General features: G+C 45.0%; 16 protein-coding genes. 14 read left to right on the top strand and 2 right to left on the bottom strand.

Annotation, left to right across the window (positions count from 1 at the left end):
* Positions 1-45 precede the first annotated feature (45 nt).
* The 6 genes from lolA to ACWPOD_RS10725 all read left to right on the top strand — a co-directional run bounded on the left by lolA (position 46) and on the right by ACWPOD_RS10725 (position 5203).
* A complete protein-coding gene (lolA, locus tag ACWPOD_RS10750; protein ID WP_012841960.1) occupies positions 46-672 on the top strand; it encodes an outer membrane lipoprotein chaperone LolA in 627 nt (208 codons plus the stop codon).
* A complete protein-coding gene (locus ACWPOD_RS10745; protein WP_269819577.1) occupies positions 673-2028 on the top strand; it encodes a replication-associated recombination protein A in 1356 nt (451 codons plus the stop codon).
* 91 nt (positions 2029-2119) lie between these two features.
* Positions 2120-3427 carry a serine--tRNA ligase gene (serS, locus tag ACWPOD_RS10740; protein WP_167426732.1) on the top strand — a complete coding sequence of 436 codons (1308 nt, stop codon included), beginning with the start codon at positions 2120-2122 and terminating at the stop codon, positions 3425-3427.
* Between the two features lie 206 nt (positions 3428-3633).
* A complete protein-coding gene (locus ACWPOD_RS10735; RefSeq protein WP_167426731.1) occupies positions 3634-4365 on the top strand; it encodes an ATPase in 732 nt (243 codons plus the stop codon).
* Positions 4359-4799 carry a hypothetical protein gene (locus ACWPOD_RS10730; RefSeq protein ID WP_167426730.1) on the top strand — a complete coding sequence of 147 codons (441 nt, stop codon included), beginning with the start codon at positions 4359-4361 and terminating at the stop codon, positions 4797-4799. Before ACWPOD_RS10735 ends, ACWPOD_RS10730 begins: the two co-directional genes overlap by 7 nt.
* A 137-nt stretch (positions 4800-4936) precedes the next feature.
* A complete protein-coding gene (locus tag ACWPOD_RS10725; protein WP_301567586.1) occupies positions 4937-5203 on the top strand; it encodes a DksA/TraR family C4-type zinc finger protein in 267 nt (88 codons plus the stop codon).
* Positions 5204-5272: 69 nt separating this feature from the next.
* Here the strand turns inward: ACWPOD_RS10725 and bioA are convergent, their stop codons facing one another.
* On the bottom strand, positions 5273-6553 hold the full coding sequence (gene bioA / locus ACWPOD_RS10720) for an adenosylmethionine--8-amino-7-oxononanoate transaminase (protein WP_456231886.1): 1281 nt from the start codon (positions 6551-6553) through the stop codon (positions 5273-5275).
* 130 nt (positions 6554-6683) lie between these two features.
* Between bioA and bioB the strand changes: the two genes are divergently transcribed.
* The 4 genes from bioB to bioD are packed head-to-tail and all read left to right on the top strand — an operon-like array spanning position 6684 to position 10363.
* Positions 6684-7736, top strand: a complete 1053-nt coding sequence (bioB, locus tag ACWPOD_RS10715; RefSeq protein WP_047008583.1) for a biotin synthase BioB — start codon at positions 6684-6686, stop codon at positions 7734-7736.
* The gene (bioF, locus tag ACWPOD_RS10710) at positions 7723-8874 is read left to right on the top strand and encodes an 8-amino-7-oxononanoate synthase (RefSeq protein ID WP_456231885.1); all 1152 of its coding nucleotides are present in this window, start codon (positions 7723-7725) and stop codon (positions 8872-8874) included. The genes bioB and bioF overlap by 14 nt, the downstream gene beginning before the upstream one ends.
* Positions 8874-9680 (top strand): malonyl-ACP O-methyltransferase BioC, encoded by an 807-nt coding sequence (gene bioC / locus ACWPOD_RS10705; protein WP_046874764.1) that lies wholly within the window; start codon positions 8874-8876, stop codon positions 9678-9680. The genes bioF and bioC overlap by 1 nt, the downstream gene beginning before the upstream one ends.
* The gene (gene bioD / locus ACWPOD_RS10700) at positions 9677-10363 is read left to right on the top strand and encodes a dethiobiotin synthase (RefSeq protein ID WP_456231884.1); all 687 of its coding nucleotides are present in this window, start codon (positions 9677-9679) and stop codon (positions 10361-10363) included. Before bioC ends, bioD begins: the two co-directional genes overlap by 4 nt.
* 75 nt (positions 10364-10438) lie before the next feature.
* Here bioD and ACWPOD_RS10695 read toward each other — a convergent pair whose 3' ends face one another.
* A complete protein-coding gene (locus ACWPOD_RS10695) occupies positions 10439-10606 on the bottom strand; it encodes a hypothetical protein (RefSeq protein ID WP_005378215.1) in 168 nt (55 codons plus the stop codon).
* Positions 10607-11116: 510 nt separating this feature from the next.
* Here ACWPOD_RS10695 and htpX point away from each other — a divergent pair.
* The 4 genes from htpX (at position 11117) to ACWPOD_RS10675 (ending at position 14674) form a co-directional block, all read left to right on the top strand.
* On the top strand, positions 11117-11986 hold the full coding sequence (htpX, locus tag ACWPOD_RS10690; RefSeq protein ID WP_005390832.1) for a protease HtpX: 870 nt from the start codon (positions 11117-11119) through the stop codon (positions 11984-11986).
* A gap of 223 nt (positions 11987-12209) precedes the next feature.
* A complete protein-coding gene (locus tag ACWPOD_RS10685) occupies positions 12210-12629 on the top strand; it encodes a nuclear transport factor 2 family protein (protein WP_005390833.1) in 420 nt (139 codons plus the stop codon).
* On the top strand, positions 12626-13351 hold the full coding sequence (locus ACWPOD_RS10680) for an SDR family oxidoreductase (RefSeq protein WP_006743053.1): 726 nt from the start codon (positions 12626-12628) through the stop codon (positions 13349-13351). The genes ACWPOD_RS10685 and ACWPOD_RS10680 overlap by 4 nt, the downstream gene beginning before the upstream one ends.
* Before the next feature lie 12 nt (positions 13352-13363).
* The gene (locus ACWPOD_RS10675) at positions 13364-14674 is read left to right on the top strand and encodes an NAD(P)/FAD-dependent oxidoreductase (protein WP_203346475.1); all 1311 of its coding nucleotides are present in this window, start codon (positions 13364-13366) and stop codon (positions 14672-14674) included.

Raw genomic sequence — 14674 nt, 5'->3', positions numbered from 1 at the left:
TGAGGTGAGTAACTTTAGGTCTTTGACCCTCTGATAGGTATCTGAATGAAAAAACGATTTTCAGCGAAACTTTTCTCAGCGCTAGTTTTAAGCGTTTCTTTCTTCTCAGCTGCGAATGCAGCATCTCCAAAAGATGAACTCAATAAACGTCTCGCAATGAACGAGGGTTTCAGTGCCGATTTCTCCCAGCAAGTGATCAGCCCTGAAGGTGAAACGGTAATGGAAGGTGAGGGCACGGTTGAAATCGCTCGTCCAAGCTTGTTCCGTTGGAGTACGACTTTTCCTGATGAAAACCTTTTAGTATCTGACGGTAAGACGTTGTGGTATTACAGCCCATTCATTGAGCAAGTAAGCATTTACTGGCAAGAGCAAGCGACCGAGCAAACACCATTTGTGCTGTTAACTCGCAATAGAGCAAGCGATTGGGATAACTATAAAATTTCTCAGAAAGGTAATGAGTTTACGCTCATTCCAACGGCAATTGACTCTACTCAAGGCCAATTCCAGATTAATATTGATGCAAAAGGCGTAGTGAAAGGCTTTAACGTCATTGAGCAAGATGGTCAGAAAGGGCTGTTTACTTTTAGTAATGTTAAGCTTGGTAAACCAAAGGTAGACAGATTTACATTCACAATTCCAGATGGCGTGGAAGTGGATGACCAAAGGAATTAATTGTTAGTGAGTAATTACACGTTAGATTTCTCAGGGGACGAAGATTTTCGTCCCCTTGCTGCTCGTATGAGACCACAAACTATCGAACAGTATATTGGACAGCAGCATATTTTAGGTCCGGGTAAACCCCTACGCCGAGCGCTAGAGGCCGGACACATTCACTCGATGATTTTGTGGGGACCACCTGGCACAGGTAAAACGACATTAGCGGAAGTGGCAGCAAACTATGCCAACGCCGAAGTTGAGCGTGTATCTGCGGTGACGTCTGGCGTTAAAGAGATCCGGGCTGCGATCGACAAAGCGCGTGAGAACAAAATGGCAGGTCGCCGCACTATCTTATTCGTGGATGAGGTGCATCGCTTTAACAAATCGCAGCAAGATGCGTTTTTACCGCATATTGAAGACGGTACGGTTACGTTTATCGGTGCGACCACAGAGAACCCTTCGTTTGAGTTAAACAACGCATTACTCTCGCGTGCTCGCGTTTACAAGTTGACTTCTCTTGACCAGAGCGAAATATCGCTGGCGCTTGATCAAGCGATTAACGACAAAGAGCGCGGCTTGGGTAATACACCAGCAAATTTCGCCGACAACGTACTAGATCGCCTAGCAGAGCTAGTGAACGGTGATGCTCGCATGTCTCTTAACTACCTTGAGCTGCTATACGATATGGCAGAAGACAATGCGCAAGGTGAAAAAGAAATCACGCTTAAGTTGCTTGCGGAAGTGGCGGGAGAAAAGGTCTCTCGCTTTGATAACAAAGGTGATATCTGGTACGACTTAATCTCTGCAGTTCACAAATCCATTCGTGGTTCAAATCCAGACGCCGCTTTGTATTGGGCTGCACGTATGATCGCCGCAGGTTGTGATCCGCTCTACATCGCTCGCCGATTACTTGCGATAGCATCGGAAGATGTTGGCAATGCGGACCCTAGAGCCATGCAAGTCGCACTCTCCGCGTGGGATTGCTTTACCCGTGTTGGTCCGGCAGAAGGTGAACGTGCGATTGCACAGGCAATCGTTTACTTAGCGTGCGCGCCAAAAAGTAATGCGGTGTACGTAGCATGGAAACAAGCGCTCACAGATGCTCATAACTTACCTGAATATGAAGTGCCGCATCACCTTCGAAATGCACCTACCAGTTTGATGAAAGACATGGGTTATGGAGCAGAGTATCGTTATGCTCACGATGAGCCGGGTGCCTATGCAGCCGGTGAGCAATATTTGCCACCAGAAATGGCGGATCGTAAGTATTATCAGCCAACAAATCGCGGTCTAGAAACCAAAATCGGCGAAAAGTTAGATTACTTGGCTAAATTAGACGCAAATAGCCAACAAAAGCGCTATGAAAAGTAGGCGTTTTTGGATACATTTGTTCAGTAAATTTTTTTAACGCGTACGCTTGGAAAGTACGCGTGATTTCACAACAAAAAGCATAGGATTAACAATGCTGGATTCTAAATTACTTCGTACAGAGCTGGATGAAACAGCTGCTAAACTGGCGCGTCGTGGCTTTAAGCTAGACGTAGAGACTATTCGTAAACTTGAAGAACAACGTAAGTCCATTCAAGTAGAAGTAGAAAATTTACAATCCACGCGTAACTCCATCTCCAAACAAATCGGCCAAAAAATGGCGGCTGGCGACAAAGAAGGCGCAGAAGAGATCAAGAAACAAATCGGTACTCTAGGTAGCGATCTTGATGCGAAGAAAGTTGAACTTGAGCAAGTAATGGCTCAACTAGACGAATTCACGCTTTCTGTACCAAACATCCCAGCAGATGAAGTGCCAGATGGCAAAGACGAGAACGACAACGTTGAAATCTCTCGTTGGGGTGAGCCTAAGACTTACGATTTCGATTTGAAAGACCATGTTGACCTAGGTGAAATGGGTGGCGGTCTAGACTTCGCAAGTGCAGTTAAGATTACTGGCGCACGTTTCATCGTGATGAAAGGCCAATTTGCTCGTCTACACCGTGCAATTGCTCAGTTCATGCTAGATCTTCACACAGAAGAACATGGCTACACTGAAATGTACGTACCTTACCTAGTGAACTCTGACAGCCTATTCGGTACTGGTCAGCTTCCTAAGTTCGGTAAAGACCTTTTCCACACAGAGCCTCTAGCGGAAAAAGTAAACGACGAAGAGCCACGCAAACTGTCGCTAATCCCTACGGCAGAAGTACCTGTAACGAACCTAGTTCGTGACACGATTTCTGACGAAGCGGATCTACCTATCAAGATGACAGCACACACGCCATGTTTCCGTTCAGAAGCAGGTTCATACGGTCGTGATACTCGTGGTCTGATTCGTATGCACCAGTTCGACAAAGTTGAGCTAGTACAAATCACTAAGCCAGAAGATTCAATGAACGCACTAGAAGAGCTAACAGGTCACGCTGAGAAAGTTCTACAACTTCTTGAACTTCCTTACCGTAAAGTCGTTCTATGTACTGGCGACATGGGCTTCGGCGCTCGTAAGACTTACGACCTAGAAGTGTGGGTTCCTGCTCAAGAAACTTACCGTGAAATCTCTTCATGTTCTAACATGTGGGACTTCCAAGCTCGTCGTATGCAAGCGCGTTTCCGTCGTAAAGGCGAGAAGAAACCTGAGCTTGTACACACGCTAAACGGTTCTGGTCTAGCTGTAGGTCGTACAATGGTTGCTATCCTAGAAAACAACCAAGAAGCAGACGGTCGCATTGCAATCCCTACAGTACTTCAGAAGTACATGGGCGGCGCAACGCACATCGGTTAGTGCATTAGCCACTAGAACACCAAAACCCAGCCATAGTGCTGGGTTTTTTGTTATTTGCGTCGAGTGAAAATACGTTGTTATGTAATTAGCACACGCAATAGTGAAGAGCTCGCCCAGAATCTGGCAGTACGAGACAAATGATATTTTTCTAAACGGTTTTTCACGTGACAAGCTAATGGCATCATTTGCCCTTGTTGTTAAACGTTATGCCAGTAAATCATCTTTCATTGCTTATTATTTTTGCGCTTACTTTGCTCGTTAGTAAGAGTGTTATCGCAAGTGAACTTATTCAGCCTCAATACTTAGATAGTGAGCGAACCGATCGCTTTTTCGCGCGCGAAATAGCGCAACCTTCCAAAGAAAATATGCAACTTCGTAACTCACTCGATTGGGGCTATGAACTTGAATTGAAACGTGCATCTGATGAAGAAAAACTAGTATCTAATTGCCAAGACTTAGCTACGGCAAACTCTACGGGCTTTACTGCGGCAAAAGCCTATGAATACGGCGCGTTTAAAGCATATTTAACTCAGTGCCAAACATGGAGTGAGATGGCAAAGTTAGCTGCCTCTAAGCGTTCATTTATATCAGACTTTAAGTTAGACGATACCTTTCCTAATTTCGCTCCAAGTGCACTTGCTTTTGTTATTTCTGACGAAAGTGCAGAGAAAGCAAAGACGCTATCAACGTGGGATGAAGCAGACCATATCCAAAGAACTCAGGTCATCAGTGAAGTCAGAGCAGAGTATTACGATTCGACTGATGGCTTTCAGGTTATTACCGTTACCGCAAAAGGTGATTACAACGCTGACGGCATCGAGGATATCGTTATTGAGAAAGAGAATAGTGTACTCAGTGGCTCGTATTCATCTTCACACGGATATGTATTAACCTGTATGTCTGAACAAGCGCTATTTACAGTGTTGGCTGAATGGTAATGAAACGATTGGCGGTCACTTTGGGTTTAAGTGTTGCGATGATGAGCACGTTTGCTGTTGCTAACACCTCGCCCAGAAGAGTCTTTGAATGCTCAGTGAACCAAACTATGAACTTTAGTATTTTTATAGAGCAAGGCAAAGGTGGGATTATCTTTAATGAGTCCATTGAGAATCAAAGCTCTGTTTTACAGCGGATAAAACCTCAAGATTATCGTGTTGAACATTATCATCGAGCGTTGGTAGATGAGAAGTCACTGGAATTTAGTATTGGTGAGCGCGTCATATTAGTCAGTGAGTACTTTAGCGAGGAGTTTGGTGAGGTAGAGAAGATACTCAGTGTTACTTTGAGAGAGCCTGAGCAAACGCAGTACTTTGAATGTGAGGAAGGGAGTATGAGTAACCTTGCATTGCTTTTCCATGAGAGTGCCGAATAATCGATTGCAGAGTAATTATTACCAAAGCGTAATAGTGTTTTCGAATTTACCCTAATTATCTTGTTATTTGTAATCGATATAATCATCCACCTTACCACGGTAAGTAGATTTTCTCATTCAAGTAACGAGGAGGGCTTATGGCCGTAGGGTGGGCAAACGACGATAGCGTCAGCCAACAAATTCAAAACACAATAGACGACGAAATTTCCCGTGTTCGTGGCAGTATCACAAAGGGTGAGAGCGCCCATTACTGCGATGAGTGTGGTGATGAGATTCCGGAAGCGCGTCGTCTTGCAATGAAAGGCGTTCGTTTGTGTATCGAATGTCAGTCAACTATCGAATTGTTCTCTCAACGCCAAGTATTATTTAATCGACGAGCGAGTAAAGACAGTCAACTTCGATAGCTTTACTGCTCTAATAAATAAAGAGACGGTTTGAGTCTCATACTCAAACCGTTTTCGTGTTGAGTTGGACTATGAAGCGAAGCAGTCTTTACGTTGCAACGCTGCATCAATCGCGTTAACTAGCTTCTCAATATCTTCCGGCTTGCTGATGAACGGCGGCATCATATAAATCAGTTTGCCAAATGGACGAATCCAAACACCGTGCTCAACAAAGAGAGCCTGGATGGTTTCCATATTCACAGGGCGATGCGTCTCCACTACGCCAATAGCACCCAACCAACGGGTGTTTTTCACCAAGTCGTATTCTTCAAGTTTTGGTAGTAACTCAGAAAACAGCGTTTCAATTTGCTGGGTTTGCTGCTTCCAATCACCTTGTTCGATCAACTCCAAACTTGCAGTAGCTACAGCACAAGCGAGTGGATTCCCCATAAAGGTTGGACCGTGCATAAAACACCCAGCATCACCACCACAAACAGTATCCGCAACGTGTTTGCTCGCCAGGGTCGCAGAGAGGGTCATGTAGCCGCCAGTGAGTGCTTTCCCGACACACAGAATGTCTGGTTGAATATCTGCATGTTCGCAGGCAAACAATTTGCCTGTGCGTCCAAAACCGGTAGCGATCTCATCTGCAATCAATAACAAACCGTATTTGTCGCAAAGTCTACGCACGCCTTTGAGAAATTCTGGATGGTAGATACGCATGCCGCCTGCACCTTGAACGATAGGCTCTAGGATCACCGCTGCAAGCTCTTGATGGTGCGAGTCAATCTTGTCTTCAAAGTCAGCAAGGTCTTCTGGCTTCCACTCATCCCAATAACCACAAGTTGGTGACTCCGCAAAGATATGCTCAGGTAAAAAGCCTTTGTAGAGAGAGTGCATTGAGTTGTCAGGATCGGTAACCGACATGGCCGCAAAGGTGTCGCCGTGATAACCGTGTCGCAAAGTAAGAAACTTCGGTCGGCGTTCGCCTTTTGCATGCCAATATTGCAGTGCCATTTTTAAGCTGACTTCTACGGAAACGGAGCCTGAATCGGCAAGGAATACATGTTCAAGATTACTTGGTGCTAGGGATAGCAACTTCTTACACAAACTGATTGCTGGCTGGTGGGTAATCCCGCCAAACATCACGTGAGAGACCTTATCGATTTGCTGGTGAGCGGCTTGATTTAAGTGCGGATGGTTGTAGCCGTGGATTGTCGACCACCAAGAAGACATGCCATCGACAAGCTCAGTACCGTCTTCCAATTTAATGTGAACACCACTTGCTGATTCTACTGGGTAGCAGGTCAGAGGTGTTAATGTCGAAGTGTAAGGATGCCAGATATGCTGGCGGTCGAAGGCGAGATCCATGTGCGATTCCAATAACAATTAAGATTAAAAAATAAACAGGTGTAAACTTTGTTATTTTGTGTTGTGTTGACAGTTTATCGAGACTCAGTAGACTGTCAACACAACAACAAAAGTGACTAAAGGAATACACGTGGAAGTTCGTCATAACTGGACGCATGCTGAAGTGCGCGATCTCATGGAAAAACCATTCATGGATCTCTTATTCGAAGCGCAGCTTGTACATCGTCAATATCAACAAACCAACCATGTTCAAGTAAGCACGCTTCTGTCGATTAAGACAGGTGCTTGTCCAGAAGATTGTAAGTACTGTCCTCAGAGTGCTCGTTACACCACAGACATCGAGAAAGAGCGTTTGATGGAAGTAGAACGCGTACTCGATGCTGCGCAAAAAGCCAAAAATGCTGGTTCTACTCGATTCTGTATGGGTGCAGCATGGAAAAACCCGAAAGAGCGTGACATGCCGCATTTGACCGACATGATCAAAGGCGTGAAGGGCATGGGTTTAGAAACGTGTATGACATTAGGCATGCTGACGCCAGATCAAGCAAAGCAATTGGCAACTGCTGGTCTGGATTACTACAACCACAACCTAGATACCTCACCTGAGTTTTACGGCAACATCATTACCACACGTACTTACCAAGACCGTTTAGATACGCTTTCTCACGTTCGTGATGCTGGTATGAAGATTTGTTCCGGTGGCATCATCGGCATGGGTGAGAGTGCCAATGACCGAGCTGGTTTGTTGGTTGAACTGGCTAATTTGCCAGTACATCCTGAAAGTGTGCCAATCAACATGCTGGTTAAGGTGAAGGGTACACCATTGGAAGAAGTGGACGATGTTGAGCCGTTCGACTTTATTCGTCTGATTGCAATAGCACGAATTATGATGCCTCAATCAGCCGTTCGTTTATCCGCTGGCCGTGAAAACATGAACGAACAAATGCAAGCGCTATGTTTTATGGCGGGTGCAAACTCCGTCTTCTATGGCTGCAAACTTCTGACGACACCAAATCCTTCTGAAGATAAGGACATGATGCTGTTTAATAAGCTTGGCATTAACAGACAAGAAGTGTCTCAAAAACCTGATGAAATTGAAGAAAACGAGTTGCTGGACCGCGTTGTAGAGCGCGTGGCTGCTCGTCCAACAAAAGACGACCTTTTCTACGATGCCAGCGTTTAAATCTCGTATCGAGTCCGCCCTTGCCGATCGTAAAGCGCAGGGGCTGAATCGTTCGATGAATGTGGTGTTTTCCGGCAACCAATCGATTTTGGAATACGAAGGCAGACGCTACATCAACTTCTCAAGTAATGATTATTTAGGCTTGGCCAATGACCAAGCGCTCGTTCGTGCTTGGCAGCAAGGCTTGAGTGTATACGGCAGCGGTAGCGGCGCGTCTCCAATGGTCACAGGTTTTAGTGCCGCGCACAGCAATTTAGAAGCCGCACTGACCGAATGGCTGGGCTACGACAGAGCAATTCTGTTTGGCTCTGGATTCAGTGCTAATCAAGCCTTGTTGTTCACCTTGTTAGAAAAATCAGACGTATTGATCCAAGACCGTTTGAACCATGCCTCACTAATGGAAGCGGGGGCGTTGTCACCAGCTAAGATGAAGCGCTTCAAGCACAATGACATCGAACACCTGAAGTCGCTGATTAATAGCGAAGACAACCATCTAGTTGTGACTGAAGGGGTATTCAGCATGGACGGGGATTGTGCCCCACTTGCTGATATCGCTGACGTCACCGGTAATCATGATGCATGGCTTGCTGTAGACGACGCTCATGGTATCGGTGTTCTAGGGGAATCTGGCGGTGGCTCATGTGAATTAGCGGCGGTTAAGCCTGAGATACTGATCGTTACTTTCGGCAAAGCGTTTGGTATGTCTGGCGCGGCTATTTTATGTGACCACGCAACGGGGGACTTTTTAACTCAGTTTGCTCGTCACCATGTGTATTCCACGGCGATGCCTCCGGCACAAGCCTATGCGCTCACGCATGCTGTCTCGATGGTTCAAGAACAGTCTTGGCGACGTGAAAAGCTCACAGAGTTAAGTGAAGTGTATCGAGATAGCCTCAGCGACGTTGAGGGCTTTGTTGAGACTCAAACTTCGATTAAGCCGTTTGTGATTGGTGAATCTGATTTGGCTTTGCGAGTAGCAGGTGCTTGTCGCCAAAACGGTATTTGGGTTACTGCTATTCGTCCTCCAACAGTTCCGAAAGGGACGTCTCGTCTGCGAATCACACTCACTGCTAATCACACTAACGAACAAGTTAAAACGCTTTCAATGGCATTGAAGCAAGCATTAGGAACGCAGTAATGGATAATGCAGAGCAAATGAAGTTGGATTGCTTACTGCCTAATAAACAAGCGATCGCTGCTTCCTTTAGTAAAGCAGCTAACACGTACGACAAACATGCCGCTTTCCAGCGTGATGTCGGCCATCGCTTACTAGACAAACTTCCGAATGACTTAACTCATAAACGTGTTTTGGATTTAGGATGTGGTACGGGCTATTTTTCTCAACTTCTTCAAGAGCGTGGCGCTGAAGTGTTTTGTGTGGACATCTCTCAAGAGATGTTAAGCAAAGCTATGGTGCGCTGTGGCCATGAGCGAATGAATTATGTGCTAGCCGACGCAGAAAACTTGCCTTTCGACGATACAAGCTTCGACTACGTATTCTCTAGCTTGGCTTTGCAATGGTGTGCCGATTTAAGTTACCCCCTGAGAGAAGTTCGTCGTGTACTAAAAGCTAATGGGAAGGCGGCTTTTTCTACCCTAGCTGAAGGGTCACTGTGCGAGTTGCGTGCATCATGGAAAAAAATTGATGCATATCAACACGTCAATAACTTTCTATCGCTCAATCAGGTAAAAATTGCGTTAGCGCAATCTCGATGTGACAACCATCAACTAGACTTGACCACCATCACAGTTTGGTACGACTCAGCATTTTCAGTTATGCGTGACCTCAAAGGTATAGGTGCAAATCACGTAAGCGGGCGCTCACATGGTTTAACCAGTCGAGAGACTTTGTTGCAAGTTGAGCATGAGTACCAAGCGTTTAAAAATGATCAAGGTCTTCTACCTGCAAGTTATCAGGTTTGTTTTGGAGTAATACATCTATGATTGATGCTTTTTTTATTGCTGGTACGGATACTGATGTAGGAAAAACGGTAGCGTCTAAAGCCATTTTGCAAGCGTTGGCAGCAAAAGGACTAAACACTATTGGTTATAAACCAGTGGCAGCAGGGAGTGATAAGACTGAAGCTGGATGGCGTAACTCTGACGCCTTACATTTACAAGCAGCCGCGACACTCGATGTCGCTTATGATGATGTGAATCCATACGCTTTAGAACTGCCTGCTTCTCCTCACATCGCGGCAAAACATGAACATGTCGAAATAAAATACGAACTCCTCAGTGAAAAGCTGGCTCAACACAAGCAGCAAGCTGACGTCGTTCTCGTTGAGGGCGCAGGTGGTTGGCGTGTGCCTGTGTCAGCTACCGACTGTTTATCTACTTGGGTACAAGCAGAGCAGTTGCCCGTGGTCTTGGTGGTTGGTATTAAACTAGGCTGTTTGAGCCATGCTTTACTCACGGCTGAGAGTATTAAAGCGGATGGCTTGAATCTTGTTGGTTGGGTGGCAAACCGAGTTAACCCTGGCACCGAGCACTATGCTGATATTATCGAGATGCTTGAAGCGCGTATCGGTGCGCCTAAGCTTGGCGAAATCCCATACATTCCAAGTGCTAAGCGCAAAGAGCTAGGCAAGTACATTAATGTCGAGCCTTTGCTAAATACTGACTGATTGTGTTTAAAATACTAAAAACCAAAGGGCTGCGTAATGCAGCCCTTTTTTATAGGTGTAATCTATAACATCAGATTACTTATCTTGGCTAAGCCCCATCAATGCTTGCTGAGTTTCTGCAACACGCTGAGACATATGATGATCGGTTGAAATACCAAGTTGTTGCTTCGCCTCATCCTCTGAGATGCCTAGATGACAACGTAGTAAATCAATAGCCATTTGATAGTCGTTAGTTTCTACCATGGTTTTTCCCTCAATACATGGAAGTTTTGAGCTCGCCTAATGTACCTTTTTAATGTACTTAGAGTGGCTCTGTTTTGTTCATCTCGTTTGAATCTAGCATGTCCATGTCACCGCACAATAAGACCAAAGTCTATAGCGGGGCCAACATACTGTTTTTGGTCTAGTAAAATATTTCTAGCTAAGTTGCCTAGAGGTGATAGATTTAACATCAAGGTCATCCATTGATAGATGAGGTGCGATTCAAAGTACTTTTCATTACGGAAAGGAATGAATATGAATGGAGGTAATAGCTTTTATCAGAACGTGCCTAGAAATCGCTTGAACATAATCTTTCAGTCTCGAAAACAAATGTTGCAATTTATTGCTTAACCTTGTTTTTATCGCGGATAGACTATATCTATAACGCACGGAGCATGAAACTTAGCGGAATTGGCTTTTACAGCGATTACCACCTGTTCCTTATAACAATCCGTTTTAAAAAAAAACGATAAGCTTCCTCGGAGAAAAGTAATGAAGCGAATTATGTTATTCCTAGCAACTAACCTAGCTGTCGTGCTAGTGCTTAGTGTTGTTCTGAATATTGTTTACGCTACCACTGGAATGCAACCTGGCAGTCTTTCTGGTTTGCTAGTTATGGCCGCCATATTTGGTTTTGGTGGTGCACTGATTTCGTTGATGATGTCAAAGGGCATGGCACTGCGCTCGGTTGGCGGTATGGTCATTGAAAGTCCGCGTAACGAAACTGAGCATTGGTTAGTCGAAACTGTGGGTCGTCAAGCTCAGCAAGCGGGTATTGGTATGCCAACGGTGGCTATTTATGACTCACCAGATATCAATGCATTCGCGACGGGTGCAAAGCGAGATGACTCTCTTGTCGCGGTTTCCACTGGCCTTTTACACAATATGACTCGTGATGAAGCAGAAGCGGTACTGGCCCACGAAGTGAGCCATATTGCAAATGGTGACATGGTCACGATGACATTGATGCAAGGTGTTGTGAACACGTTTGTTATCTTCCTATCCCGTTTTATCGCCAATATTGTGGCATCGAACGATGATGAAGAAGGTCAAGGTACAAACATGATGGTTTACTTCGGTGTATCTATGGTGCTTGAGCTAGTGTTTGGCTTCTTAGCAAGCTTTATTACCATGTGGTACAGCCGTCATCGCGAATTCCATGCCGACGCAGGTGCTGCTCACTTAGTTGGTAAAGAGAAAATGATCGCGGCATTGGAACGTTTGAAGATGAGTCACGAATCTCAACTTGATGGCACAATGATGGCGTTCGGTATCAATGGCAAGCAGTCATTGACTGAACTACTGATGAGTCACCCTCCGCTAGATAAACGTATTGCAGCGTTACGTAGTCAGCAATACTAGTTGTAAAAACTGACAGCGCACACGAAAGTAATCGTTAATTTCCTGAAAAGGCTTGGTTTTGACCAAGCCTTTTTTTGATCGATTGATCGCTTGCGAGATCCATCACGTATCTACCTACAGAAACAAAGTTATACAAAATAATTTTTGTACAACTTTTAAGGAATGAACTATCTTGTACATATAATAATTTTGTACAACTTGATGGGCATGTAGGAGTAAACACATGGACATACAGTCTGTTGGCAATATCTATCAAAAGCTGAATAAAGCGAACTTACATCTGCTTAAAGACGTATATCACCAAGATGTCGTCTTTGAAGATGCTGCTCATCGTTTAGAGGGGTGGCCTGCACTTTCAGATTACTTCACATCATTATATGCCAACGTCATAAGCTGTGACTTTGTTATCCACGAACATCAACAAGTCGGAGATACTGGCTTCCTAACGTGGACCATGGATCTTCAGCATCCCAAACTTCAAAAAGGTGCACCTATTCTCGTTAATGGTGTGTCGCATCTTAAATTCAGCGAAGGCCAAGTTATTTATCACCGAGATTACTTTGATCTCGGAGAAATGCTTTACGAAAACTTACCTTTACTTGGCTCCGTCGTAAAAACCATCAAGCAGAGGTTAGGACAATGAACAATACTATCTTAATCACTGGCGCTACCTCCGGAATAGGGAAGCAACTGGCTTTAGATTACGCGAACTCTGATTGGAGCGTTATTGCTTGTGGGCGAAACAAAGACGTTCTTGCTGAATTGGGGGCTGCTTCTTCTAATATCCATACATTGCAGTTTGACGTGACAAACCATGAACAAACTCAGCAGGCGCTGTCCAGTTTGCCTTTCACGCCGAGTACCTGGGTTTTTAATGCAGGGGATTGTGAGTATATGGACAACGGTGTGGTTGACGCGAAACTCATGGCGCGTGTGATGAATGTAAACGTCGTTGGTGTTGCCAACTGCGTAGAAGGTTGCCAACCACACTTAGATAAAGGGCATCGCATCGTTATCGTGGGTTCTATTGCTTCAGAAGTCGCGTTACCAAGGGCTGAAGCCTACGGCGCTTCTAAGGCCGCTGTGAGCTACTTTGCTCGCACATTAGCTGTTGATTTGAAGAAGAAGGGCATTCAAGTGGTGACCGTGTTCCCAGGCTTTGTGGAAACCCCGTTAACTGACAAAAATGACTTCGAAATGCCGATGATTATTTCTACGCGGCAAGCCTCGAACTCTATCAGAAAACAGTTGGCTGCCAACAAGACTCACATCTATTTCCCCGCGAGGTTTACCAGTATTTTACGTTTTATCTCGTTACTTCCATACAGTTGGCAAGCTCGCCTAACTGCTAAACTCGTGTCATAAGAAGGAATAAAAATGAAAACAGCAGGAAGAAAGAAGATAGCGATTGTGGGGACCGGAATTTCTGGCCTTACGTGTGGTTACTATCTACATAAAGAGCACGATGTCACCGTATTTGAAGCTAACGATTACATTGGCGGGCACACCGCGACGGTGGATGTAAAACTCGATGGTAAAGAATATGCGATTGATACGGGCTTTATCGTTTACAACGATCGCACTTATCCTAATTTCATCAAAATGATGAACGAGATTGGTGTCGAAGGATTGCCAACCCAGATGAGCTTCAGCGTAAGAAACGACGGCAATGGCTTGGAATATAACGGTCATACCGTGTCGACATTATTTGCTCAAAAGCGCAATTGGGTAAATCCCAAGTTCTATCGTTTTATCTTCGAGATCCTTCGTTTCAACAAACTTGCCAAAAGCGTCGCTAGCAAACAATCGAGTCATTCTCAGACGCTAGGTGAGTTTCTTGATGAGCACAACTTCAGTACTTTCTTTTCAGATAACTACATTTTGCCGATGGGCGCTGCAATTTGGTCTTCGACTTTAGCGGACATGCGCGCATTTCCGCTGATGTTTTTCCTTCGCTTTTTCTTAAATCACGGATTGCTTGATGTCACTAACAGGCCGCAATGGTATGTAATTAAAGGTGGCTCTCGTGAGTACATTCCACCTTTGACTCAAGGTTTTATCGATAAAATTCGACTCAATAGTCCGGTAGAAAAAGTGCTCCGTAGTGAGAATGGTGTGGGTTTAAAAGTTAACGGTGAAATGCACTGGTTTGATGATGTCATCTTTGCTTGTCACAGTGATCAAGCGATGAACATGTTAGGTGACATTAGCCCAGTCGAGCGAGAGGTGCTGGGTAATATGGCTTATCAAGCGAATGAAGTGGTGCTTCACACTGATACGAGTTTACTTCCAAAGCGTAAAGCGGCGTGGGCTTCGTGGAACTACCTACTGGAGGGCAGTGAAGACGAACAGCAACGTCTCCCTTCGCTCACTTACAACATGAATATTCTCCAACATGTTCAATCTGAGCACACATTCTGTGTCACGCTAAACAGCACTGAGCAGATCGAACCGAGCAAAGTATTACGGACGTTTACCTATCACCATCCAGTGTTTTCCACCGACTCTATCGCTGCACAGCAACGTAAAGAAGAGGTGCAAGGGCTGAACAATACTTGGTTCTGCGGCGCTTATTGGTACAACGGTTTCCATGAGGATGGCGTTCGCAGCGCGTTGGACGTAGTGAAAGGGCTTGAAGAGAAATATCGCGTTCAAACTGCTGTCAACTTAGAAAAAGGTGCAGCGTGA

It is taken from the genome of Vibrio sp. JZG120 (assembly GCF_053890955.1).
Note: the sequence above shows the minus strand (reverse complement) of the source record. Positions and strands in the feature narration are given on the sequence as shown.